Origin of the sequence: Parabacteroides sp. An277 (assembly GCF_002159645.1) — a bacterium.
Taxonomy (GTDB): domain Bacteria; phylum Bacteroidota; class Bacteroidia; order Bacteroidales; family Tannerellaceae; genus Parabacteroides.
Genome location: NZ_NFJB01000027.1, coordinates 1 through 24552, shown reverse-complemented (window position 1 = coordinate 24552; position 24552 = coordinate 1). Strand labels below are relative to the sequence as shown.

General features: G+C 37.3%; 17 protein-coding genes and 2 pseudogenes. 12 read left to right on the top strand and 7 right to left on the bottom strand.

Annotated features, from left to right (window positions below):
• Window position 1: 1 nt before the first annotated feature.
• The 4 genes and pseudogenes from B5F77_RS11215 to B5F77_RS16005 form a co-directional block, all read right to left on the bottom strand.
• A complete protein-coding gene (locus B5F77_RS11215; protein WP_087330795.1) occupies window positions 2-2143 on the bottom strand; it encodes an AAA family ATPase in 2142 nt (713 codons plus the stop codon).
• Between the two features lie 3 nt (window positions 2144-2146).
• Complete coding sequence (gene dndC / locus B5F77_RS11210; protein WP_087251527.1) at window positions 2147-3478, bottom strand: DNA phosphorothioation system sulfurtransferase DndC; 1332 nt, start codon at window positions 3476-3478, stop codon at window positions 2147-2149.
• A gap of 6 nt (window positions 3479-3484) precedes the next feature.
• Window positions 3485-3679, bottom strand: coding sequence for a helix-turn-helix transcriptional regulator (locus B5F77_RS11205; RefSeq protein WP_087330793.1), 195 nt, complete (start codon window positions 3677-3679; stop codon window positions 3485-3487).
• Between the two features lie 90 nt (window positions 3680-3769).
• Window positions 3770-4035 (bottom strand): annotated as a pseudogene (locus B5F77_RS16005) (transcriptional regulator).
• Window positions 4036-4794: 759 nt separating this feature from the next.
• Here B5F77_RS16005 and B5F77_RS11190 point away from each other — a divergent pair.
• The 6 genes from B5F77_RS11190 to B5F77_RS11165 all read left to right on the top strand — a co-directional run bounded on the left by B5F77_RS11190 (window position 4795) and on the right by B5F77_RS11165 (window position 13824).
• Window positions 4795-5967 (top strand): IS4 family transposase, encoded by a 1173-nt coding sequence (locus tag B5F77_RS11190; protein ID WP_087330792.1) that lies wholly within the window; start codon window positions 4795-4797, stop codon window positions 5965-5967.
• A 429-nt stretch (window positions 5968-6396) separates the two neighbouring features.
• Window positions 6397-7560, top strand: coding sequence for an IS4 family transposase (locus B5F77_RS11185; protein ID WP_087330828.1), 1164 nt, complete (start codon window positions 6397-6399; stop codon window positions 7558-7560).
• 100 nt (window positions 7561-7660) lie between these two features.
• Window positions 7661-9451 carry a DUF262 domain-containing protein gene (locus B5F77_RS11180; protein WP_087330790.1) on the top strand — a complete coding sequence of 597 codons (1791 nt, stop codon included), beginning with the start codon at window positions 7661-7663 and terminating at the stop codon, window positions 9449-9451.
• A gap of 5 nt (window positions 9452-9456) precedes the next feature.
• Window positions 9457-11418, top strand: a complete 1962-nt coding sequence (locus B5F77_RS11175; RefSeq protein ID WP_087330788.1) for a DUF262 domain-containing protein — start codon at window positions 9457-9459, stop codon at window positions 11416-11418.
• Window positions 11419-11504: 86 nt separating this feature from the next.
• Window positions 11505-12500 carry a hypothetical protein gene (locus tag B5F77_RS11170; RefSeq protein WP_087330786.1) on the top strand — a complete coding sequence of 332 codons (996 nt, stop codon included), beginning with the start codon at window positions 11505-11507 and terminating at the stop codon, window positions 12498-12500.
• A 154-nt stretch (window positions 12501-12654) separates the two neighbouring features.
• Window positions 12655-13824 carry an IS4 family transposase gene (locus B5F77_RS11165; RefSeq protein WP_087330785.1) on the top strand — a complete coding sequence of 390 codons (1170 nt, stop codon included), beginning with the start codon at window positions 12655-12657 and terminating at the stop codon, window positions 13822-13824.
• 249 nt (window positions 13825-14073) lie between these two features.
• On the opposite strand, the gene B5F77_RS11160 is transcribed toward B5F77_RS11165, so the two are convergent.
• From B5F77_RS11160 to B5F77_RS11150, 3 genes are read right to left on the bottom strand one after another with little or no spacing between them, the layout of a single operon-like run.
• The gene (locus tag B5F77_RS11160) at window positions 14074-18126 is read right to left on the bottom strand and encodes a metallophosphoesterase (protein WP_162607990.1); all 4053 of its coding nucleotides are present in this window, start codon (window positions 18124-18126) and stop codon (window positions 14074-14076) included.
• A gap of 46 nt (window positions 18127-18172) precedes the next feature.
• Window positions 18173-19000, bottom strand: coding sequence for a nucleotidyl transferase AbiEii/AbiGii toxin family protein (locus tag B5F77_RS11155; RefSeq protein WP_087330780.1), 828 nt, complete (start codon window positions 18998-19000; stop codon window positions 18173-18175).
• Entirely contained in the window at window positions 18997-19623 is a 627-nt protein-coding gene (locus B5F77_RS11150; protein WP_044231030.1) for a hypothetical protein, read from the bottom strand. Before B5F77_RS11150 ends, B5F77_RS11155 begins: the two co-directional genes overlap by 4 nt.
• Window positions 19624-20536: 913 nt before the next feature.
• Between B5F77_RS11150 and B5F77_RS11140 the strand changes: the two genes are divergently transcribed.
• The 6 genes and pseudogenes from B5F77_RS11140 to B5F77_RS11115 all read left to right on the top strand — a co-directional run.
• A complete protein-coding gene (locus tag B5F77_RS11140; protein ID WP_087330778.1) occupies window positions 20537-21283 on the top strand; it encodes a helix-turn-helix domain-containing protein in 747 nt (248 codons plus the stop codon).
• Window positions 21280-22476: a site-specific integrase gene (locus B5F77_RS11135; protein ID WP_087330776.1), complete on the top strand. Its 1197-nt coding sequence runs from the start codon at window positions 21280-21282 to the stop codon at window positions 22474-22476. Before B5F77_RS11140 ends, B5F77_RS11135 begins: the two co-directional genes overlap by 4 nt.
• A gap of 10 nt (window positions 22477-22486) precedes the next feature.
• On the top strand, window positions 22487-23425 hold the full coding sequence (locus B5F77_RS11130) for a hypothetical protein (protein WP_087330774.1): 939 nt from the start codon (window positions 22487-22489) through the stop codon (window positions 23423-23425).
• A 157-nt stretch (window positions 23426-23582) separates the two neighbouring features.
• Window positions 23583-23885 carry a DNA-binding protein gene (locus B5F77_RS11125; RefSeq protein WP_087330772.1) on the top strand — a complete coding sequence of 101 codons (303 nt, stop codon included), beginning with the start codon at window positions 23583-23585 and terminating at the stop codon, window positions 23883-23885.
• Between the two features lie 47 nt (window positions 23886-23932).
• A complete protein-coding gene (locus B5F77_RS16000; RefSeq protein ID WP_239446327.1) occupies window positions 23933-24259 on the top strand; it encodes a hypothetical protein in 327 nt (108 codons plus the stop codon).
• Window positions 24259-24444 (top strand): annotated as a pseudogene (locus tag B5F77_RS11115) (helicase); the annotation flags it as partial. The gene B5F77_RS16000 and the pseudogene B5F77_RS11115, both read left to right, overlap by 1 nt.
• Window positions 24445-24552 lie beyond the last annotated feature (108 nt).

Sequence of the window (24552 nt, the reverse complement as noted above, 5' to 3'; positions counted from 1 at the left end):
ACTATGATAGTGTTTCAAACAATTTATTTGGAGTAATCTTTTTAAATGAAGAACATCCATTCTCATTTTCGATTATATAAACTTCATTAACATTAGGTAATAGTACATTGTACTCATCCTCCGACAACTCTTTTCCAAGTAATGGGAAAATAACTACCTGCTTCGACACACTCGGATAGAACTTTGTGATAACATTTCGTGAGTGAATACTATCAAATTTTTGTAGAGGACTATCAATAAATACAGGGAATTCTATTCCAGACTCTTCAACCAAAGCGTTAAGAATAGCCGTTGCATACAACTGCTGCTCTCCCTTTGATAATTTCTCCTTACTAATAATCTCTCCGGCCTTATCCAAAAGCTCTATCTCAATAATATCATTTTGTAGGTCAATACGCACACTGTGTATAAAATCCGCCTTGTGCATCAACACATCTATGCCAGCCATAATCTTCTTCTCAAGAGAAAACTTGCGCTTAGCTCTTAACTCAAACAAGAATGTCGTTAACTCACTGATAAGTCGCTCCGCTATTAAATCCTTCTCTTTATCAGCCTTATCAACGCGAACATGTTTCGCAACTTCTGACAACTGTTTTTTTAGGACTTTAATATCCTTGTTCAATGTTCCTATTTGCTCCGAGAGATGGCGGGTTTGGATATCTAACTGAACCAATAACTCATCAACTTCTGCTTTACGCATTCGTATCTCCTTGATATCGGCATTTCCATCATCATACTCTGCCTCGACAATCTTTCGCTGAGTTTTTGCCATGAATAGAGCATTGTTCTTTATATCTTTTACTAGCTGCTTGAATAAGGTGTTGAAAGAGTATCTGATATTGTCAAACAAAGCCTGAAACTCATTTGATTCACTATCATTAAAGTCAACTAACACCTTAATAGCTGCCGCATCTTCCACTGATGTTTCAACGATATTATTTGCAAAGGCGTCTGCGATAATCCTCTCAACAGCTTGCTTTTGAAGTTCTGTAAGCTTAAGTTCAGATACTCCTTCTGTAATTTGAGTCTGTGTTAATTGAAGGGCAGCATTTATGGCAGCACGACTGGCAACAGTCGTTTTAATTTTCTTCTCGGCAATAACCTGCGTCATTAGGTCTGTGAACAATTTACCAGAAATAGCAAATGGAGCAACATCTAACATCTCGCGTAATTGACTCTTTAATTTAGAGTCCTTCTCTTTCAATGCAATAAGCAACTCTTTTTGTTTCTTGAGGTCCTCTACACTAATAGCATTACCTTCACGAATAAGTCGCTCTTGCAACTGAACTGCCTCTGCTCTATACTGCTGAATCTGATTATCAACTCTTTCTCGTTCCTCTTCTTTTGTTCTAATTTGCGCCTCCAAATTATCAACTCCAGCTTGAAGCCTATCCAATTTAGCTTTACTTGCTGTAGAGCCTGCACTCTTTCGGAATTTGAGACGAAGATTCTCAAGATTTCTCTTGATGTCTTCATACTTCTTTATACCTAAAACCTCGCTATAAGCCGTACTCAATCGACGTTTTTCATCAATTGATTTTACTTCTGCAAGGTTTACAATCTTTTCAGCATCAAAGAAGAAGAACTTTGCAATATCCTTTGAAAGAATAAAGTCATTGATAAAGATGTCGTAGCCAACGTCTTTTGCTAATTCATTTACCTGTCCATCAATTAACACCTCAACGAATTCAGTATCTAAGAAGTAGTCATAGGTTCGTCGAATTGTAATTGTACGACAAGGGATAGATGGAATAAATATATCCGAAATACTTATCTCAACATAATACTGCGCATCATTCTTAATATATTCGCTTTCCGAAGAATAACCGTGCTTTATAATCCGTTTTCGCACTTCAGGGCTTGCTTCATATGTATTTACAACACTTGCTAACTCTTTATGCAAGCTTTGGCGGGCATAGTTCTTATATCCTTGAGCATCATTGATATCGCGTCTAAACTTTTCATCAACATCGACCATTAATTTTCCATATAGACACCATACGAGGGATGTGAGAAATGTAGTTTTACCAAAACCATTGTTGCCGGCGACAAGAAAGATATTCTTGGCATCCTGCTTAAAAGAGGTTTTGTTATGCCCCTTGTATGCTCTGTAATTATGTAATATTATTGACTCTATAAACATTGCTTACTGCTGGTTGAGGTAGTTATCTAATCGTTTCTCAATATCGCCTTGTAGGCCATTATTATTCATCAAAATAGTCTTGCTCTTTTGAAGCGATACCAAATCATTTATCAAGTGGTAATCTTCAGGATGTTCTGCACATACCTTTTCAAGGATTAATCGCTCTTGGTACTGCATATTTTCAAGAGGCATATTTCGTTTATACACCTCATTGTAAATATCTGTTACTTTTGGTGCAAAGAATCCATCTCGATACCAGTTAATTTGAATCGCAACAAGTTCTTGATTTGAAATCAACTCCATATGCGGCTTTATTTTCTGCATATCGCGCTGCAATTCCAATAATTTACGGAGCATCTCACAGCGATACTCAAAAGTGTAATTACCTTGATTATGACCATCAGCATCTTGAGCAGCTTGACCGTTTCTGCGGGTTGCATACCTATTTTCTGAAATATTTCGCCCTGCAACCATTTCGTCTCGATATTTTAATAAAGGAGCCATCCATTGATTGCCATTGTTAATAAGGGCCATCATTGACTTGTCTTCCTTTACTACGGTGCAAACCCAACAACCAAATCGACTCTGCCCACATGAAGGCTGTGTCTTATCCGTAATTACAGTAGGACACTCATAATCATCTGCTGTGGCATCAGCATATATTTGGAACAACTTCTTATTGTCATAGCCCCAAGGTGATGGCTCATTGTTGAGTATATACCATACCTCTTCCAGATATAAATCTTTAATTGGAGGATATGTGTATGTATTGGGGTTCAATGGATGTTTGGTTAAACGTTTTCCCTTGATTTCGTGACGACGAATCGATTTCGCACGAGTAGCACTCTCGGAAAGACGAGTACCAATAAGAACAATAGCCTCTCCCATAGCATCTACCTTATCAAGAATGAACTGCGTAGTAGGCTTAATCTTTAATCGATCAGTACACCATCTAAAGGTATTATTTGGAACAGGATATCCCTTACCTAGGAAGCTAATCCAGAAACTATCCTCTAATTTTGGCACTGTTATTTGGACATTGATAGGTAGTTTTTGTTCAATAGCAGCAATACGGATACAATCCAATACCTCAACGATATAGTCTGTAATAATAGGATTTTCCACTAGGGTGTCATTATTTACAACATACACCTGTCGAACAAGAGCCGTATCGCCTAACTCTTCTCGTATAGATAGCAAGGCTCTCCACACTAATGTTAGTACAACCGTACTATCTTTTCCTCCACTAAAACCGATAATCCAAGGTATATTGTTATCTTTTTCAAGATATTGTTCCTTAATATCATCAATTATATATTCAATGCGTTTCGACATTTTATATTACTCTTTCTGTGATTTTAATAGTATACGAACATCAACATCTAACAAGATCGCAATTTCTTGTAATTGAGCGATTGATGGTTGAGATTTATTAGAACACCACCTCGAAATGGTATTCTCTGATTTCCCCATTTGTTCAGCTAACCATCTATTGGTTTTCTGTTTCTCAACAAGTGTAACTTTAATTCTATTCATCACTATTTATTGATAAAATATCTACAAAGATACACTTATTTTTTGTACAGAAGGACATTTTCGTTCGATTATAATAGTCATTTACATAACTTATTCTTTTTGGGATACACTTTCACGTTTTTTGAGACTCAAATCCTGCAAGGCATTTCCCATTGCACCTTCTTTTGCGAGAAAAAAATATCATCATCCAGTTGAAACACATAAAGTACTCTAAGATAAATGCCTATTACCTCTGTTGACATCTTTCTCTATGTGGGAAACCGTAAGGCGAACAGATGGCACGTTCAATAAATCTGAGCAATACTGAGATTTGTACGTAGTCAAGCCTGCCTGAGCTGCTTATCCACTATCTGCATCTTCTGCTTTAACTCTCTTGGCTACTTGGTATCCATTGTGCTTTTTACCATAGCTCAACATATCATATAATATATAAATATGATAGTTTTACTTTATTTTATGATAGGTTACGGAAATCTATTTTTCGAATTTTTTCTTGCCGCAACCTGCTTAACCACATTATTGGGCGTTGGGATATTAAATGCAATTATATTATTCATAAGGCTGATATTTTACAGATAACAAATAATATATTGTTTATCGAAAGATGGCAATAATTTGAACAATAAAAGAAATAATACTTCTTTTTCTGTTCAGAATATTACTGCTAAGGCAATCTTAAAAAATAGCGAGTCACATAAGTCTGTTGTTTGTAACCATCACCGAAACACTGACCACACAGCAACTGAACTATCTCAAAGCTCTTATAGTTGGAGAAAAAAACATCAGTTCGACTGAAGTGATGCATCGCTTAAATCTCTTCAACGACATCAAAGTCCCGCTCAAAGGCTGCCCTTATCAAGAATGATATATTGGATAATAAGGCTAGTAAAATCTCGTTCCAAATCCGATTTATGCCCATTGGTTGAGGACTGAGTACTTTATGGATAACAGAAACTTCCAAATTTGTTTCAGAGCTATTTTTATAGCTTTTATCATTACTGTCCACTAAAAATCGCAAATAGTTCTTTGAAATAATTGAATTACAGTTTGTTACAAGAGATTTTCTTGCGCAACGATTTGAAATCATAACTTTGCAGCCTTAACTTAGGCTGTATATGAATAAAGACAAATACGTTTTCGCCCAAATGGTTGAGTTTTTAGGCAACTACAAGTTTCTCCGTATCGTAAAGAAGTATGATGGCAACAAGTATGTTAAGCATTTTACTTGCTGGAATCAACTTCTTACTTTGATATTCGGACAATTGTGTAACCGCGAAAGTCTTCGTGATCTGATTGTTGCGCTGAATGCACATCAAGAGAAATGCTACCATCTTGGGGTTGGGAAACATGTCACTCGGAGTAACCTTGCAAAAGCAAATGAGAACCGGGACTACCGTATCTTTGAGGACTTCGCATTCTATATGATAAGCGAGGCCAGAAAGAAAAGAATAAATGACATATTCAAACTAAACGGAAATGTATATGCCTTCGATTCTACAACGATTGACTTGTGTCTGAAACTGTTTCCTTGGGCAAACTTTCGTACACATAAGGGAGGTATCAGAATCCATACGTTGTATGATGTAGAGACTCAAGTACCTGCCTTTATCCATATAACCGAAGCAAAGATAAACGATGTCAAGGCAATGGATGTAATACCTTATGAGTCTGGCTCTTTCTATGTTTTCGACCGTGCATATAACGATTATCATCGTCTCTATAAGATACATATGATGGATTCGTTTTTTGTTGTACGGGCTAAAACAAATATTAAGGCGAAAGTACTCAAATGGAAACGACGTTTACCTAAGAATATACAGTCCGACTGTGAGATTGAACTTACCGGTTTCTATACCCAAAAATCATACCCTGAAACGATTCGTTTGGTGAGGTTTTGGGATGAAGAAGACGAAAGGGAGTTCATTTATCTTACAAATGCAAAACATATTCAAGCCTTACAGGTCGCGGAACTTTACAAGAATCGTTGGCAAGTGGAACTGTTCTTTAAATGGCTCAAGCAACACCTTAAAATAAAGAAATTTTGGGGTACTTCCGAGAACGCTGTAAAGATACAAGTCTACTCAGCAATCATTGCCTACTGTCTTGTAGCTATCATGCAACATGATATGAAACTGGACAGATCGACATACGAGGTTCTACAAATTCTTGGCATTTCTCTTACGGACAAGACTCCATTAAGGGATCTCTTCAGCAAAACTAAATTCAATGATGTCAAAGAACAAAGCGGTCTTGATGGACCAAATTTATTTAGTAATTATAATTTTTAACTCGTCCTCTAATTTTTAGTGGACACTAGTGAGCTTTTATCATATATAATCGGCATTTTTCGTAAGTATTTGTAATGCTCATTTTGATATTCTGCGAATTACACTTACTTTTACTTTCCAAAATGAAGGTACAATCCGAGAATAGTGCTAAAAATCATCAACTTACACATTCTCAGACACTTGTCAACCTGCTGGTTATACCTTTTTGAGTATTATGTTAATGATAATCAACAATATACAAATATAGTGAAAAAATAATATATAATATGTTGTTTCGTGAACAAAAGGAATATGTATAATCTCTCACTACTGTCCCGTAAAAGTGGATAAATAGTTCTTTGAAATTATTGAAATATAGTCAATTACACGGTTTTTTGAAATGAAACGGACTTGATTTTGCAACTTTGCAGTCTAATACAAATGGCTGCTATGTTCCAAGACAAATACGTGTTCTCTCAATTAACCGCTTTTCTGAACAGGACTCAGTTCAACAACTATGTTCGCAAGTATGATGACAACAGATATGTGAAACATTTCACTTGCTGGAATCAGATGCTCGCGATGATGTTTGGACAACTGAGTAACCGTGAGAGCCTGCGAGACTTAATCGTTACTTTCGAGGCGCATAGGGCCAAGCAATATCATCTTGGTTTAGGTCGTGAACCGATAGCCAAGACAACTCTTGCGACAGCCAACCAGAACCGTGATTACAGAATCTTCGAAGACTTTGCATTCTATATGATGAAGGAAGCCTGCGAGAAGCGGACGACCAACATCCTTGACATTTCCGGAAAGAAATATGCGTTTGATTCAACAACGATTCCGTTGTGTCTTGCAACATTTCCATGGGCAAAGTTCCGAAGCAAGAAAGGAGGGGTGAAAGCTCATGTCTTATACGACATTGAAGCACAAGTTCCTGCTTTCTATACCGTAACCACTGCTTCAAAGCATGATTCCACAGCAATGTCTTCAATCCATTATGAACCAAATGCTTATTATATATTCGACAGGGCTTATGACTCCTTTAAAGAACTCTATAGGATACATCTTACAGACTCTTTCTTTGTTGTCAGAGCCAAGACGAACTTAAAGTATAAGACAGTCAAATGGAAGCGAAGAATGCCAAAGAACATAATGACAGATGCGGAAGTGAAACTGACCGGATATCTCTCCGAGAAAAAATATCCTGAGTCATTCAGACTCGTCCGATATTACGACGAAGAGGATGACCGTGAGTTCACTTTTTTGACGAATGCAAAACAACTTTCTGCACTGGATGTCGCCAATCTTTATAAGAAAAGATGGTTAATCGAGCTGTTCTTCAAATGGATCAAGCAGCATCTCAAGATAAAGAAATTCTGGGGCACAACAGAGAACGCTGTTCGCATACAAATCAGTGTGGCTATTATCACGTACTGTCTTGTGGCTATTGTCCAACATGATATGAAGTTGAAACGTTCAACCTATGAAGTTTTGCAAATTCTCAGCATATCATTGACTGACAAAACCCACTTGCGTGACCTGTTCGACAAGACTAATTTCAATGATGTCAAAGATCTATATAATCCCATTATTCCGGGGCTATTTGATTAATTGTTTAACTCGTCCCATTTTAACGGGACACTAATGATAATCTCTATTAAGATTATGATGTACAGCATTTGCTCATGTATTACAGAATATATTAATAATTATGAACTATTTGAAAATTACCGATAGCTTAAAAAAGGAAGTTGAACCCAAGCTAAAGGATTACTTTCCTGGAAGATACTACAAGACTGAAACAAATCATTATCACGATAATCGTTTCATCCAATTGGAGACTATTCTCCACGATATCGATATACATTACGAATACTATCAAGGATACGTTGAGTTGCACCTTGAAGGGAAATTTAGCGGTTATGAATATAATACTATTTGGAGAGAGTTAGTTGAAGAATCTTATCAGCATCAAGAGCTAAGTTGGCATAGATGGGGTAATCGTAATCAAGGCCGATGTAGAATAAATATTACTATTCAATCTGCAGACGATATCATCAAATGCTTTGAAAAAATATCCAAAATATTCGACCCTGTGCTATCTCCTTTGTCAGCAGAGCATGGAGACGCGGAAATCATAATGCAGCAAATGGAAAATCTGGAAAGTCTTCCACCAGCTGATAGTATGCAAGTAGAAAAACTTACTTATGGTATTCTAAAAATTAAAGATTTACCTTTCAATAACTTCATAATTCCAGAATATCAACGTCCATATAAATGGGGTGTAAAGAATGTCAACCAATTAATAAATGACCTTTTGTATTTCAAGGACAGCGAAGAGTATAGACTAGGAACTCTTGTTCTTCATGAGAACAATATAGTAGATGGACAACAACGTATAGTCACTCTTTCTTTGCTTTTATACGAACTTTTCAACAAAAAAGAAATAAGGGCCAAGAATCCTTATCAGGAAGTACAAGATAGAATTAAAACATTTTGTAAACGTACGGAATTTACAAACGAGCATTCAATTGGACATGTGAGAGAAAACCTTACAGCAATTGAAGATAGATTAGATGATTTGGATGATAATTTTTTAGATTTTCTTTTAAACAAATGTCAGTTTGTTGTAGTTCGCCTACCCGAAATATCTGAAGCTTTCCAATTCTTTGACTCACAAAATGCAAGAGGAAAAGATTTGGAGCCACATGATCTATTGAAGGCTTTTCATCTTAGAGAAATCAAAAAACTCTCTGAGAAGGACAGCGATAACATCACTAAATGGCAGGATCTTGATCCACAAAGATTAGTTGAATTGTTTTTGACTTTATATAGAGTCAAAAGATGGGCCAAAAATAATAGTGGAAAGGAATTTACGAAAGACAATATTGATGCTTTTAAGGGTATATCCTTGGAGGATAAACGGTATCCTTTTTATATGCAGCAAATTATATGTCATTTCTTCTCATCTTTTTATGCTAATGAACCATATAGAAAAATCGACCAGTCAAAAATGGAATTTCCTTTCCAGATAGATCAAATATGTATTAACGGAAGCCGTTTTTTTGATATGATTCGCTACTATGATGCCTTGTACAATAAAATCATAGACGAAAATGAATACAAAAATTATGACTCAACAGAAGATGAAAAATCAGCATATAAAATCATTCGGATGTTAAATAATTATTCTAATAGAAATCGTACTGGTGATACCTATGTCCGACAGTTATTTAATTGCCTCTTGATTTATTATGTTGATAGATTTGGCTTCGCTGAAATAAATAAGGTAGTGAGAAAGATCTTTAGATATGCATATCAAATTCGCCTGATACATTACAGTGTTCAGCTTCCAACTATAGATAATAGTGCCACTAGCGGAATCATGTTTAAAACTATTCGTGATGCTCAATCTCCGTATGACATTATAAATCTCATGACTCCACAAATCGGATCATTAGCTTCAAATGCAGACACTCAAATCAAACAACTCTATTTCTGATTATTATGAACGATATACAAGAACTTACCATAAAAGAATTGCTTAACAGTAATGAATACCGCATACCTATTTATCAAAGAAACTATGCCTGGGGACTGGACGAAACAACCCAACTTATTCAGGATATAGCTGACTATGCGAAAGATTCTCCCACAAATAACTATTACATAGGAAATCTTATTGTATTTCCAAGGCATAAGGACAATAGTTTGTATTTCGAGACAATTGATGGACAACAGAGAACAACAACCATAACAATTCTCCTATGTGCGCTTAAACACAATTATTTAAAATATGACTTATCATGGTATTCTAAGGTAAATCTCTCTTTTGATCATAGAGAAAAATCAAACCTCACGTTATTTGCATTGTACAACAATCCTGAAACTGTTAATCATGGAGTTGTTGATGCTAATATTATGGCTGTGTATAACAAAGCGTGGAGTATAATTGATAAGATTTGTCAGGATAAAGAGATTTCCGTTTCTACTTTTATTGATTATCTACTTAATAAGGTAATCATTCTTCGGATAAGTGTTCCGAAAGACACAAACCTTAATCACTATTTTGAGATAATGAACTCCAGGGGAGAGCAACTTGAACAACACGAAATTGTGAAAGCACATCTTATGTCTCCAATTAAGGAAAATCAGTCTGCCATGGCTGCATTTAATCTGATTTGGGAAGCCTGTTCAAATATGGATAGATATGTTCAGCTAAATTTCTCAAAAGACATAAGAGAACAAATGTTTGACAACTATGGCACTGAAAATATTAAAATTTCATTCAATGATTTAGCTGCATTATACAATAAAAATTCCGATCTTGGTGACGAAGAAAAAAATCATTCTTTAGAGCGGTTATTCGTAGATGCTGCTAACAACACACCTTATAGAAAGCCATGGGAAGAAAGTACCGACAAAGACCAATCAGAAACTTACCATTCATTGATTACTTTTTCCAACTTCCTGCTTCATGTTCTAAAAATAATCCGTCCTGACAATAAAGAAGTTGTGTTGGATGACAAAAGGTTGACAAAGATTTTCAAAAGCGTAATCAAAAGTGAAAAAGATACTGCTAGTTTCAGCATAGAATTTATTATGAAACTCCTTGATTTACGTCTTCTCTTTGATAAATACATCATTAAAAGAAAACAAGATAAATGGAGTCTGAAGAAATTATTACCTCAAAAAGCAGATAAAGATAAATATTATTACAAAGACACCTTCTCACAAACAGAATACGAAGATGATGGATCTGGACAAAACCGTAATATAATTATGCTCCTATCGATGTTTCATGTGTCAGCACCGACTCAGATATATAAGCATTGGATGAATGCCAGTTTATACTATGTCTATAATCATAGGAATACAAATGCCACTGAATATGCGGAATATTTATGGAATTTGTCAAAAGTATATATGTTAGATAGATACCTAGCAATCCCTGAAAATAAGGTTCCATTTGAGACTATTATATTCGAGAATAATGGAAAGAGTGTAAATCATGATAAAGATATCCTATGGTCAAATATCAATATAGACGAGTATCCACAAAAAGGAGAACATGTGGAGAATTTTGTATTTAACTTTTACGATTACCTGTTATTGAAAGAGACAAAGGATACAGATTTTGAGTTTTCGTACAGAACTTCTGTAGAACATTTCTACCCACAACATCCAACGGATAAAGATCCAATGGATTTTAACCATCTACATAGTTTTGGAAATCTGTGTCTTGTCAGTAGAGGTATGAATTCAAAGTTTACCAATAATCTCCCGGGAGCAAAATATGAAAACTTTGGTGACGCTAAGGCTATGAAAACCTATAGTCTCAAATTAAAATCTATGATGAATACTATTAAGAAAGGAGAAAGGTGGGACGAAACGAAAATTGCACAAAAAGAACAAGAAGCAAAAGAATTAATCAGTAAGGCTTTGTTTTCAGAAAAACAATTGGAATGATTTTTATATTAAACGAGAAATCACCTACACTGCCAAGTGTATAATGACATCAAAAAAGGTTATATTTATAATCAAAATTTCAATACATGGCGAAGCAGAACATAACATCAGACTTCTATTATAACAGGACAATGGATCCAGTAATTTATAATCAATTCAAGGAAGGTGGACAATACCATTGGATGATACAGTATGTCAAGGACCATCCTGAGCTAGATTTCCAAACAGGAAGCAATAAAAACAACTCTTGGTTTTCCGTTTACCGCGGAACAAGTAAAATCATAAAAATAGAGAAGAGTGGGAAAAGCAAAATTTCATATGAGAAAAAGTATTATGACCTCTGCCCGGAATATTATGAAGACATAACTAAATCCGTTTATTTGAATACTCTTTTGGACAAACTGAAAGCAGATCCAAATCTTTCCAGATATTATGGGAATGAATCGACAGGGAAAAAGGCAGAAGGATATTACCAGAATCTGATTGCCCGTAGGTACACTTTCTTGAACAAACCGGATGATGACTTCATTATAATTGACAAGGAATTTGTGATTGGGATCAGAAATGAAGTAACCAAGAAGAGAATACTTGACAAAATAGATGCCGAGCTCAAAAATCTTTTAGAAAACGAGTTCAGGCCGTCATTGAAGAGCCTGAGGAAGAATGTAGCAACAACTTACGGAGAAGTGGACTTTCTCGGTCTGACTTGGGATGGTGATTTAATAATTATTGAATTGAAGGGAGACGATCCACAGAAAATATTCACATCACCAATTCAAGTAGGATTTTATCAACGTCTTCTGACCCAAGTGTTGGAGGATTATCCTGATCTATACAAGAATATCGCTAGCATGTTGAAACAGAAAGTTAGTCTTGGTCTTGTAACTATACCAGAGGGACGATCTATCCCTAAATCTCTTTCCGGAAAGATTAAATCATGGGTCATAGTAGGAGAAGAAGAGAATCTTTCCGAAGAGATATGTTCACGATATATTAAGGCCAAGGAAATCTTCTGTCCAGATATCGAGACGTTCACATGCATTAATGATGGAACACTTAGAAAGAGCGAGAAACTTCTCTAAGTACTATTTTTAATTGTACGAGCACTAGTGTCCGGAGAAAAATTCTCCGACAATGTTTTAATTATTAAACATCAATAAGTTACAAGCATCAGAAAATTTTTCGATTAGAACATCAGTAACTTTGCGGTAGCCATCAAGAGGTTATCCGCAAGCCATGAACAAAGGAAAAACAATCTTCGCTCAGATTATGTCTCTCATTAACGAATACGAGTTCAAGAAATGTGTCGACCGCTACAAAGGTGACCGGCATGCTATCAAATTCAATTGTCGTGACCAGTTCATGGTGATGAGTTTTGCACAGTTCACTGACAGAGATGGTTTGAGAGATATAGAGACTACACTTAACCTCTGCGGCGACCTCTATCGCTCCGGAATCAAGGCAATACCTCGATCCACGCTTGCGGAGGCCAACGAGAAGAAGGATTGGCGTATATATCAAGACTTTGCGATGACTTTGGTAAAGGAAGCCACGATGCTTTACAAGGATGAAAAGCTGCGAATTGGTCTTGAGGAGATGATATATGCGTTTGACAGCAGTACCATTGAACTGTGTCTTAAGTTGTGTCCATGGGCCGAGTTTCATCATGGTAAGGGCGCGTTCAAGATACATACACTGATGGATCTGCGAGGCTCGATTCCCACATTTGTCATGCTCACGCCAGGCAAGGTTAACGATGCCAGGATGATGGACAAGATTCCTGTTGAAGCAGGTGCTTTCTACCTGATGGATAGGGGGTATGTTGCCTTTGAGAAACTTTACAAACATTTCCAGCAAAAGGGCGCCTACTTTGTTACACGCGCCAAGGACAATATGTCTTATGAGGTTATTGAGTCCAGACCTGTCAACAAAGACTCGGGCGTTCTTTCGGATGAGACTATCAGACTTGCTGGATATTACTCTACCAGAAAGTATCCAGACACATTGAGACTTGTTGTGTATGAAGACTTTGAGACTGGAAGAGTATATCGATTTCTGACCAACAACTTTGCGATTGACGATCCGCTGACTATTGCGGAACTCTACCGTGAACGCTGGCAGATAGAACTGTTCTTCAAATGGATCAAGCAGCATCTTCACATCAAGACTTTCTACGGCACTTCCAAGAACGCCGTGTACACGCAGATATGGATAGCCATTTGGGACTATCTTCTGCTCATCATTGCGAAGAAGCGATACGGGTTGGATCCAAGTCTTCATTCTATCTCTAACTCAATCGGACAAGTCCTCTTCCAGAGGGCGGATATCCGTGAAATTTATAATCAGCCGACAACTCCCGTTTGTGTTCCGGAGGCGGGTTCTGTCGAGCAACCTACTTTATGGTAAAATTTCTCCGGACAGCAGTGTTGTACGAGATGTATTTATAGAGCTTGCAGGAAAAATGGGGCAGACTTAAATAAACGATAAACGGCTTACCCCCCTAAGCGTTGACTTGGGGATAAGCCAAAATAACAATTCCTATTATTGGGCTAGCAAGACTATAGTCTATAAATATATAATAACCCTGGTAGGTTTACTTTCAAGCCTGATTCGGTTTTCTGCATTTAGTGTAGGAATATTGATAAGCAAAAAAGATCACTTATCCATCCAATCCTCCTGTAAGCCATTAAGCTTAATTAGTTTATTTATATGATTGCTCACGATAAGCATCGTATGATTTGCCTGATTTATTTTTCCTTCATACTTTTCAATAAGTGGAAGCCCCTTTTCTCGAAGGAACTCGTAATCTTTGAATTCGTTAGGAGCTGTTAGAATTTTAGCCTTCCAAAAATCAGTCACAAAATGATTAATAATAGGTTTTATATCTTCACCCAAGATTTGAATCAATTGTTTCTCCAACATAGGCAAAAGTGCAATTAGAAGTGAAAATGCATAATCTGCCTCACTTTGATAAGCTGTCATCAGATAAGCACAAATATAAACAACATAGTTATCATTCATGTCCAACTTATTAATTTCCGCTATATAGTCTTTATCATACGAAGGTCTATCAAACACAGATTTCACTAGTTCAAATTTTTCAGGATTATTCACTGGATGATAATTGTCCAATACCTTCTTAATGAGTTTCAAACCACTATCATCTCCACGAAGATTCTGACTAAGCGACACCATTAGAAGAGGTACTATACGAAACTCAACAAACTCAAAGTCTGCATTTTCTTTATGCAGTTCAGGGTGATTCTCATAACTAATACGCTGCGCTTCACATGTATGATTAATTACAAAAAGTATGGCATCTTTATCATTATCCTCAATAAAATATGGTAATAACAGGAAGAGTATATAATGAATCTCGCGAACTTCGCCTCTTTTCTTACATGCATCCAGTGTTCTATGCGCCCATTCGCGAGCAAAATCCATTAAGCTGACCATTTTACACAGTTGACACATCTGATAACAGGATGTATAGATACGGTCTTCGCTATATAAATCATCAAATGAACTTAAGTCATTTTCAGTGAACATCCCATGATGAGGAATTGCTTGATCTTTAGGCATAGGTTTGTTATCCAAGTCGCACTGATACTTTATTATTAGACACCCTAATAAACAGATAAAGCTCTTGGCAAATTTTTCTTTGCCATCTTGAAGGTCATTCGTGACAAAACGCACACATTCTGATAGTTTTTCAACAGCTTTCTGTTTATTGCCCGCACACCAATATGCATATGACAACTCTCCTATGCACTGATAGTATTCATATATATCTATACGATGTTTAACATCAGAAACATATTGTAGTGCCTCTTCAAGTTCTTTTACTGCCACATTAATATTAGTCTCAGCCAGAACGTATGCCATCATTTGCTTAACATGCAACATAATATTAGGAATCAACTCGGTATCTGCAATCGAAAGTGACCTTTTAAAGTAATCAAGAGCATGACCATGTACTTCAGCAACATCTCGGAAGTAGCTATTCCCCATTGAACCATTCAAAATCAACTGCGCAAATGGCAATTCTTCATACTTAGAATACTTGCTTTCATATAGCGATCGAGCTTCTTCATAACGGTGTTCAGAATTAAAAATCTCCATAATTGCAAAAACACAAGCGATAGCAAGTTCTGAACAGCGCTTAAGTTCTGCTTTTTCCAAAATTCTGAATAATATCTTCACACGATCATTAACGGGTTTACCCCCTAAATGATACCTCCAAAGTCGTTCTATTGCAAGATAACAACACTCGCAAATTACATGGTCGTTATGTGAGTATTCAATATCATCTGCCTTGAATACATCAAGCCAGTTAATGAAATCTTGTTCATTAGACAAACGCAGAAGGAAAAACCAAATGTTATTATCAAAAAATGGTTTTGCATCTCCAATAGTCTTTAATAGTTTATTATCATCACCTTTACTTTCCAGGTATCGATGATAATGTGACAACCCACCCTCAATGTCACCTTCCATCCAACAAATCATTGTAATCATGCTGCTATAGAACGGTATTTTTTCAGCATCAGTACATTTAGAGACATTGTCTTTTAAATCTTTTATCAAGAATGATCGTTGAGTTGCACTCAGATCTTTGATAAGTGCAATTTGAAGATAACGTATTCCTATCTTGACATCAATAGACATTCCTTTGGGTAAGGGGACATTTATCCATAATTTACAAAGGAGGCTTCCATGTGGCAATTCTCCAATATCATCCAATTTCATTAAGGTTGTGATGTACATTCTTCCAGCATTGTTATCCGCACCACCTTTAATACTGTATAGGATATAATTCAGTACATCATGTTCTCCAAGTACTTTTTTCTTAGTCAAAATACCTTCTGCTAATAATAAATTGGCATCTTTGAAAGTTTGTTCTGGCACATCAGGCTTCCATAATTTACTGATAAGTGGGTTCGCTTTAAAACAATTATCTAATGGCATTACCCATGTAGGAACTAATCCATTTAAACGCATTCTTGGTTCGTCAATAGATGGATCAATTCCGGCTAATTTGCAGGCATCTTCTTCAGTGAAAGTACCATTCACAATCAACAGACGATTTAGCAAAGCGCGATCAGTCGTATCAGCTAACAATGTCCGCATCAAATCAGCCATTGTTCTACTCAGATTATAGTCAAAACTATATGCTAAAAGATTGGAAAAATGTTTTTCATCTAATCGCCAATGATTAGCTTTCAAATATTCGCAAAGTGTTCGCACAAGAACAGGATGTCCACAACTATGTGCATAAATGAACATATGTGGGTTCTGCTCTGGTCTATACGTATCAACAAGTTCTTTGGTTTCAGCGACTGTCAATAAAGGTACTTCAATCTGACAAACTCTACTATCATCAAGTCCTGCTATATTCAGATTTAATGCCCCCGTGCTTACCAACACACTTTCACCGCCCTTTCCTTCCTTTAGCAGTATTTTTATCTTATTTTCCAGATCTGTCTGCAAAACAGAATCGTATATGGCAGTTTTTGGCCTGTGCTGATGTATTTGTGCTGCTAAAGTCGATTTTCCTATTTTCAAAGAACCAAAAATCACGAGTATTTTACCATCATCCAGTGCATTAAGGCAACGATCCAACAAAGCTGTACGTTCTACGATATTATCGCTCTGAATTGCAGGGAGCAACGGCTCCCGCTGAATTAAATCTACATTAACATCTCTTAATGTAAGGCCGTTCATCGCCTGTTCCAGATCTTGTGGAATAGCAACCTTATCATTTAATTTAGGACTTAAATTTATGGAAAAAACATCTTGAGGCGTGTTCTCCAAATCAACATAAGGATACTTAGCCCAACCTTCTTCAAACCATGTATGCGCATTTACAAAACACGCACAGGTTGTCGGGTCGTATCGTCCTAAAAGGACCGAAGACCGTACATCTTGTTCATTACGCAAAACACCAGCTTGTAAAGAATAGATATAATGAACTTTCTGTAGCACTTGGTCATGTTCGTGCCCAGCCAGCCATAGACGCACTCTATTATGTTGCAGCATCGTCGAGAGCACTTTCTTCTCTCCTTGCATAAGCGAAGTAACCGGATAATGGCTAAGCAATATAGTCGGTTTATTCTTATTAAGCGTACGTACTGCGTCATATAATAACTTTGTACCAACGAACAAGTCGTTATGTTCTTGTCCGCTGGTGTATGCTAAATTGGTATCTACATGCAGAATATTGAAATGTTCTGTCTCTATATTAAAATGCGGCATTTTGGGATTGCCATATAATTTGAGTCGGTCTGCGTCGTATATTTTGCTAAGAAAAGAAAGAAAATCTTTCTCTCCTGTCATAATGACCGACAGGTCTTCCGGCTCTATAATGCCATTATCCGGGTGATAGTACCTTTCGCTATCATGGAATACTTTCCTGATAACATCATGACGACCATCAACATCTCTATCCACATCATGATTACCGGCAACTATATACAATCTATCCACTGATGTCTGGACTGCATCGCATATAGATTTCAAATAATCGGCCATTTCATCCGTAAATACGTTAGAACTTACATTTGCTGTTCGAATGTCACCAGTACAGAATACATAATCACATTTTACTCCTAGTTCTTTTAAGTATTCAGGCAACTCATCGCGCATCATGTTCGTTATTGCACCTTCACTACCTAAATGTAAATCAGATATATGCAGCCAATTAATCATATTTGTCATTTTTATTTACCGCTAAATGCATTACATAAATATAAGATTATCCCATTCTCATCATTCCAGCCAACTGTACGAAATAATCATTTGACCAAATATCAAGTTCTTTTGGATTGCGCACGAAAGGCAATACATCTTCTTTCACTTGTTTTATATCAGCTGAAGAGAGACGCTCAATGAGTTTCTCCTTGAATAACTCTGGAGTGATATTCTCATTGTTGAACTGCTTGCATCGTTCTGCCAAATGAGCAAAATCAAGTGGGATATTATGGCGTACATACCATTCAAAGTCGTACCAATCACGACCTTTTACTCTGTTCTTCCACGCACGATATACTAAGGCGTGCATCTTGCCTGCAAACAAGTCGGGAAGTGTAAAACAACGGGTCATAAATGAATATGGCTGAAGCAATAGCTTCTGTTCCGTCTTGAAGTTCAACGGTGGGCAAGTATCTACTTCTATCTTTATCTTTATAGATTTCTCTGTTTGGAAAGTCACATCATACACATTGGTATTATCTTTAAGAAATGCCGATTCGACCTTTCCGAAATTCCTCTTGTCTTTTTTCTTTATTTCAACCTCACGGCCTACCATTGTAAAAGCATCAACGATAGCAGGAAAGTATTTCGTAAAATCGAACTTATCATCTTGCGTAAGCAATGAAAAATCCATATCCTCACTGAAACGCTGTAAGCCATGAAAGATTCTCAAGCAAGTTCCACCATAGAAAGCCGCCGACTCAAAAAAGCCTCCGGCATACAAGCCAGCAAGTATCACTTGTTGGTTCACTTCAAATATAGCGTTTCTCTTCTGTTGCTCTGTTGTTAAATCATAACGGGAGAGCATATTGTCGAATATTTCATTTTTCATCGTCTTAAGAATTTTAAAAGTGTCGAAATTGAATCGGCCTTTTTGCCAACTTTTATGTAGTCTTCGAATATGGTTTTATCCATCTTATTGAACTCATCCATATCCATACGAATATCCTGTTCAAGATATGTTTCCACATCTTTCATATAGCGAAGATTGACCTGCGAGGAATTGGCAATCAAATCACACAAAGCCTTTTCCGGTGATGCAATAAGAAAAGCATAATTATCCTTATACATACTCCTTACTCCTATTGGAAATGCCATTTTTGAGATATGTTTGTAGTCATAACAGCCGACCGGAGTTTGAAAGCTACGCGAGTGCTTTACCGTCATTGATTGATGAACATATACAGCCTCGGGGATAAGTCCATAATATCGTAGTGCAGTAGACATTGAAATATACGAAGGTGCATAGAGATGATTGGCAATCAACTCACTCGATAGAGTCTTTCCTGAATATTCGGGGTTGATCACATAAAGTCCCCGCTTCAATCTGATGATAATCCCTTGCTTTTCGAGCCAGGTTACTTTCTTGTCAGCAGACTTAAGTTCCGGATACAACGATTCAATGATTGAAGTCGTTACTGGAATGGTTCCTATTTCAGTTAATTTTCTATCCATACTGCAAATATAGCAATAATTTGAACAGAAAAAGAAATAATACTTCCTTTTCTATTCAGAATATTACTACTAAGGCAATCTTAAAAATAGCGACCGCTGTCACATAGGTCTGTTGTTTGTAACAATCACCGAAACACTGACCACTTACAACTGAACTACCTCAAGGCTCTTATAGCTGGAGAAAAGGCCATCAGTTCGACCGAAGTGATGCATCGCTATCAAATCTCTTCAACGACCTCAATATCCCGCTCAAAGATTGCCTTTATCAAGAATGATATATTGGATAATAAAGCTGGTGAAATCTCGTTACAGGACCGATTTATGCCTATTAATGAAGAGTGAGTACTTCGCAAAATAATCATAATGTGGCCCTCGGGTTAGAGCTATTTTTGTACCTTTTCTCATCAAAAATCGGCATTTTTCACAAGTTTTTGTACCGCACATTTTGATATTCAAGAAATTACACTTACTTTTACTTTCCAAAATGGAGGTACATGCCGAGAATGGTGCTAAAAATCACTAACTTACACATTCTCAGATACTTGCCAGCCTATTGGTTGTACCTTTTAGAGCGCTATACTATTGATAATCAACAATGTACACATACTGCGTCGGAAAGTAATTGGTAATAAACAAAGAAATAGCATCTATCATAAAACCGTTATAATATTATCTATTATAGCGGTTTTCTTTGTCTGTAAATTTATTGTTACTTCGTTTTATTATCCATTTATTTATTGTATATTTGTACCACTTATGTACCACGATGCAAAATGAGGATTATTTGTACCACATTTAAGCGTATTTAATCACCGTTTGCAACATAGCACATAAGATATAAAATCTCCATTTGCTACTTACTGCAACGTGTAGCAACGTAGAGCAACATAAATAGGTGTGAAAAGATACGGATATGAAAGCGAAAGAACCGATAAAGAAAGTATGCGAGTTTTGCGGACGCGAGTTTGAAGCGTACACGCAAACAGCCCGTTATTGCTCACATGAATGTAATTGTAAAGCATACCGGGCTATCAAACGCAAAGAGGTTATTTCCTTATCCGCTTCTATGGCATCCAAGACGAAACGGGAACGGGCAAAGGTGGACTTATCCAGACAGGATTATATTTCTATCTCCGAAGCTGCTACACTTATGGGAGTAAGCCGATGGACTATTTATCGCAATGTAGTAAGAGGTATCATCCCGGCAAAGCGTCTATCGCAGCGCACGACTTTGATACGCAAAAAGGACATAGAAGCCTTGTTCGATGAGGTAGAACCTTACGAAGTGCTGACAACCGGGGAACGCAAGCCAATAGATGAATGGTACACTATTGACGAGGTTACGGAGAAATACGGTTTGCTCCGGCATCGGATAAGAAAGATTATCAATGCGGAGAACGTACCTACCAAGAAAGCAGGTACACGGACATTGATAGCCAAAAGCAGGATGGATGCGTATTTCAAGAAACGAGGATTTGACTACACCCTCTCCAACCTTGCAGATTGGATAACGACATCCGAAGTAATGGAAATCTACGGTATGACAGAGCAAGCTGTCAGGGTATTTGTTTCCCGGTACTCAATCCCGAAGAAGCGGCTTAATGGTAAGCTCTATTACAGTAAACAGCATATTGACAAACTTAAAAATAAGGAATCATGAGGAAATCAAAGACAACAAAAGTAACGCTACGCTTCCGGATGCTCAACACCGGAAAGGAAACGCTTTACCTTGATTATTATCCCGGCATTCCGAACCCCAAGACAGGCGAAACGATGCGCCGGGAATATTTGGGCATGTACGTTGTTCCCTTGAAGAAAAGAAACGGGGAACTGCAAACCAACAAAGACGGCTCACACAAGTACAGCGAAGCGGATGAGGAAAAGATACGCCTTGCTGAAATCATACGAGCCAACAGGCAGAACGAACTAAGCAAAGCGGAAATCTACACGGATGCAGAAGCAGAGATGCTGAAAGCCAAAGAACGCAGCAAGGGGGATTTTATTGCCTACTTCCGCAATTTGGCTAAGGATAAGAAAGAATCCAATTACAATAACTGGATGAGTGCGCTAAAGCATTTACAGGACTACACCAAGAAATCGGACAACGCAACGATAAAGCGTTTTTGCGACATTGATTTGCTTTGGTGCGAGCGATTTCGGGATTATCTCCTGAACGTAAGGACGCACAGAAGCGACAAGGTTGTATTATCCAACAACACGGCTGCTGCCTATTTTCTCAAATTCAAGATAGCTTTGAAATCGGCTTATAAGTACGGGTATCTGCCTAAGAACATCAACGAGGACTTGAAAGGTATCAAAGAAAAGGAAACCCGCAGGGAGTTCCTAAGCCTTGACGAGCTTAAACGGCTGGTAGAAACTCCATGTACAAACCCGGTGTTGAAACGTGCCGCTCTCTTTTCAGCGCTCACAGGTCTGAGACATTCGGATATACGCAAAATGAAGTGGGGAGAAATCGAAGAAAAGGATGGCAAGTTCACTTTGAAATATACCATCCAAAAGACAAGTAAATACGATGAGCTTCCTATATCCGAACAAGCCATGCAACTATGTGGGGAAAGACGCAAGCCGGATGACCTTGTATTTGAGGGCTTGGTTTATTCCGCATACGCGAACAAGGCTTTGGCTCAATGGCTTGGGGCGGCAGGAATCACCCGTAACGCCACATTCCATTGCTTTCGGCACACCTTTGCGACCCTGCAACTTGCCAGCGGTACGCAGATAACCACTATACAGAAAATGTTGGGACATAAGAACATCGGCACTACGTTGGTGTATGCCAAGACATTGGAGGAAGCAAAGAGAGAAGCGGCAGAGAAAATAAAAATCCTATAAACATAATATTATGACCATTAATTTTGAACAGACAAAAAGATTGCAAAAGAACATCTATAATGCGGTTGATGCTTTAAACCACATAGAATATTGGCTTAAAATTAAAAGTAAATACACGAAAAACGATTTGGGTAAATGGGTAGAAGATGGGAAACAACTTGCTTTTAATGAATATACAAGTCAATCAATAGGTGATTATTTACTTGGAATTTTATGGAGATTATCTTTTCCTATTATTTTTCATTGTACAGATGAAGAATTGCCCAATGTAATAGAAAATAACTATGGCGGTTATAGCGATTCGTATAAAAGAATGTTGCTCGATATCGCAAGAGAACAAAATCCACGAATGGATCATATTGAGCAAGAATTTATTCAAAATCTATCAAGTTATAATCCCGATAGTATCATCAATTTAATCAACATTTATCGTGCACAATGGAAAGGACATATCCCGAATATTACGGTTAAATTTGGCTATTTCCAAGAAGCGTATAACAATAAGGAACATCCGTTATACAAAGTAATACACGAAGTCGAAGATAATAGTATCCTTGATTTCGCAGAAATAGACATAGTTCTGTCTCGTTTAGACTGGATAGCTATGGAACTTGGCTCAATTGGAGAAAGAATCAATACTCTATTTAAGAAATGGGAAGAATCGACGCAAACAAAGGTAAATGATGGTTTTAGCAATTATACAATATCAGAAGATAAAAAAACTGATTTTATCAAAATCATTAGTGCAATGTATGATTGCCGTATATTCAATACAACAGATGGGAGAACTGCAACAAATAAAAAAGAACTCATCAAATCATTAGGTCAATTCTTTAATGTAAAAATCGATGATTACAGTCCACTCCTCGCAACGGCTAAACGTAATGCGAATTTCTTAGATATATTCGACAAATTAAAGAGAAAAGGGGAAGAATACTATAATAAGTAATAGTTCTCTCTATTTTCTTATTTAGGCTAAATATAGGTTATGCGATAACTTTTTGGTTTATTTATTCTTTTGCACCGTTATCTCATTTGAGGTAGCGGTTTTCTTTTTCTTTCATGGCGGGAATTGAAAGCCTGAACGCAGCCAGCAGGATAGCAAAATGAACGAAACGATTACTTTCGAGACCATGCCTAAAGCGATGGCATACCTCATCACCAAAGTAGAGGCTTTGGAGAAAGTGTTAATGGAAAAGAGCGAAGCACCAGCCGCTCCGATGGATAGGTGGCTGAACATTGACGAACTGAAAGCTTACCTACCCGATCACCCCGCGAAAGCAACCATTTATGGATGGGTAAGCAGGCGGGAAATCCCCTATCACAAGGGCGGGAAAAATTACGTTTCCTTCAATCCGACATTGATAAATGGTTATCAAACGGTAAACGCAGAAGTGGAAGCGAGCTGAGGGATGAAGCAAACAAATATTTGAAAACGCATAAAATCAACTGAAATATGACTATAAGAAAAAAGGTAGCCTCATCGACTACCAATCCCCCTAAAGACAAGGGCAAAGATATGGATTTTCGCACGCAATACCAAATAGTTTATCAATCTTTTTTGGAAAGGCCGAAAACAATGCTTGACGTGTTCCTGCAAACCGGGATTTTGAGAGCTAACATTTGCAGGTATGTGGCGGATATGGAAGATAGAGGGATTATCCAATTGCTTTACAAGAAAGAGGATTCGCATACGAAATTTAGAGCTGGTTATTATACAACGGACAAAGCCTTGTTCCGAAAAGTCAAAGATAAACAATATAATTTATGGGAGGATAGATGATGGGTGGATTCAACATTTATCAAGCAATCGGCGCAGAACTCCAGAAAGCAGACCAATTGGCGGCATCTGTGCCAGAGCAAATAGGGATGCTGACAATTAAGACAGCTAACCGAACTATTAAAGAGGCGGCATTAAGACCAAATCCGGATGCTCTTTGGTTGTCGCTTTGGTATGAAGGCGAAGTTTGGGCTCAGTAGAAATTTAGTGGGGATATGCATATAGTTTTGCAATACGGAATAAGAAGAACTTCTTGTCTGCAACCCCTCTGAGGTTTGCTCTGAATAGTTTGATTT

Excerpts from the sequence above, each read along its gene's own strand:
- B5F77_RS11140 (WP_087330778.1), top strand. The coding sequence starts at position 20,537 with ATGAAAGCGAAAGAACCGATAAAGAAAGTATGCGAGTTTTGCGGACGC.
- B5F77_RS11205 (WP_087330793.1), bottom strand. The coding sequence starts at position 3,679 with ATGAATAGAATTAAAGTTACACTTGTTGAGAAACAGAAAACCAATAGA.
- B5F77_RS11135 (WP_087330776.1), top strand. The coding sequence starts at position 21,280 with ATGAGGAAATCAAAGACAACAAAAGTAACGCTACGCTTCCGGATGCTC.
- B5F77_RS11160 (WP_162607990.1), bottom strand. The coding sequence starts at position 18,126 with ATGATTAATTGGCTGCATATATCTGATTTACATTTAGGTAGTGAAGGT.
- B5F77_RS11125 (WP_087330772.1), top strand. The coding sequence starts at position 23,583 with ATGAACGAAACGATTACTTTCGAGACCATGCCTAAAGCGATGGCATAC.
- B5F77_RS11215 (WP_087330795.1), bottom strand. The coding sequence starts at position 2,143 with ATGTTTATAGAGTCAATAATATTACATAATTACAGAGCATACAAGGGG.
- B5F77_RS11185 (WP_087330828.1), top strand. The coding sequence starts at position 6,397 with ATGTTCCAAGACAAATACGTGTTCTCTCAATTAACCGCTTTTCTGAAC.
- B5F77_RS11170 (WP_087330786.1), top strand. The coding sequence starts at position 11,505 with ATGGCGAAGCAGAACATAACATCAGACTTCTATTATAACAGGACAATG.
- dndC (WP_087251527.1), bottom strand. The coding sequence starts at position 3,478 with ATGTCGAAACGCATTGAATATATAATTGATGATATTAAGGAACAATAT.
- B5F77_RS11165 (WP_087330785.1), top strand. The coding sequence starts at position 12,655 with ATGAACAAAGGAAAAACAATCTTCGCTCAGATTATGTCTCTCATTAAC.
- B5F77_RS16000 (WP_239446327.1), top strand. The coding sequence starts at position 23,933 with ATGACTATAAGAAAAAAGGTAGCCTCATCGACTACCAATCCCCCTAAA.
- B5F77_RS11155 (WP_087330780.1), bottom strand. The coding sequence starts at position 19,000 with ATGAAAAATGAAATATTCGACAATATGCTCTCCCGTTATGATTTAACA.
- B5F77_RS11190 (WP_087330792.1), top strand. The coding sequence starts at position 4,795 with ATGAATAAAGACAAATACGTTTTCGCCCAAATGGTTGAGTTTTTAGGC.
- B5F77_RS11150 (WP_044231030.1), bottom strand. The coding sequence starts at position 19,623 with ATGGATAGAAAATTAACTGAAATAGGAACCATTCCAGTAACGACTTCA.
- B5F77_RS11175 (WP_087330788.1), top strand. The coding sequence starts at position 9,457 with ATGAACGATATACAAGAACTTACCATAAAAGAATTGCTTAACAGTAAT.
- B5F77_RS11180 (WP_087330790.1), top strand. The coding sequence starts at position 7,661 with ATGAACTATTTGAAAATTACCGATAGCTTAAAAAAGGAAGTTGAACCC.
- B5F77_RS11130 (WP_087330774.1), top strand. The coding sequence starts at position 22,487 with ATGACCATTAATTTTGAACAGACAAAAAGATTGCAAAAGAACATCTAT.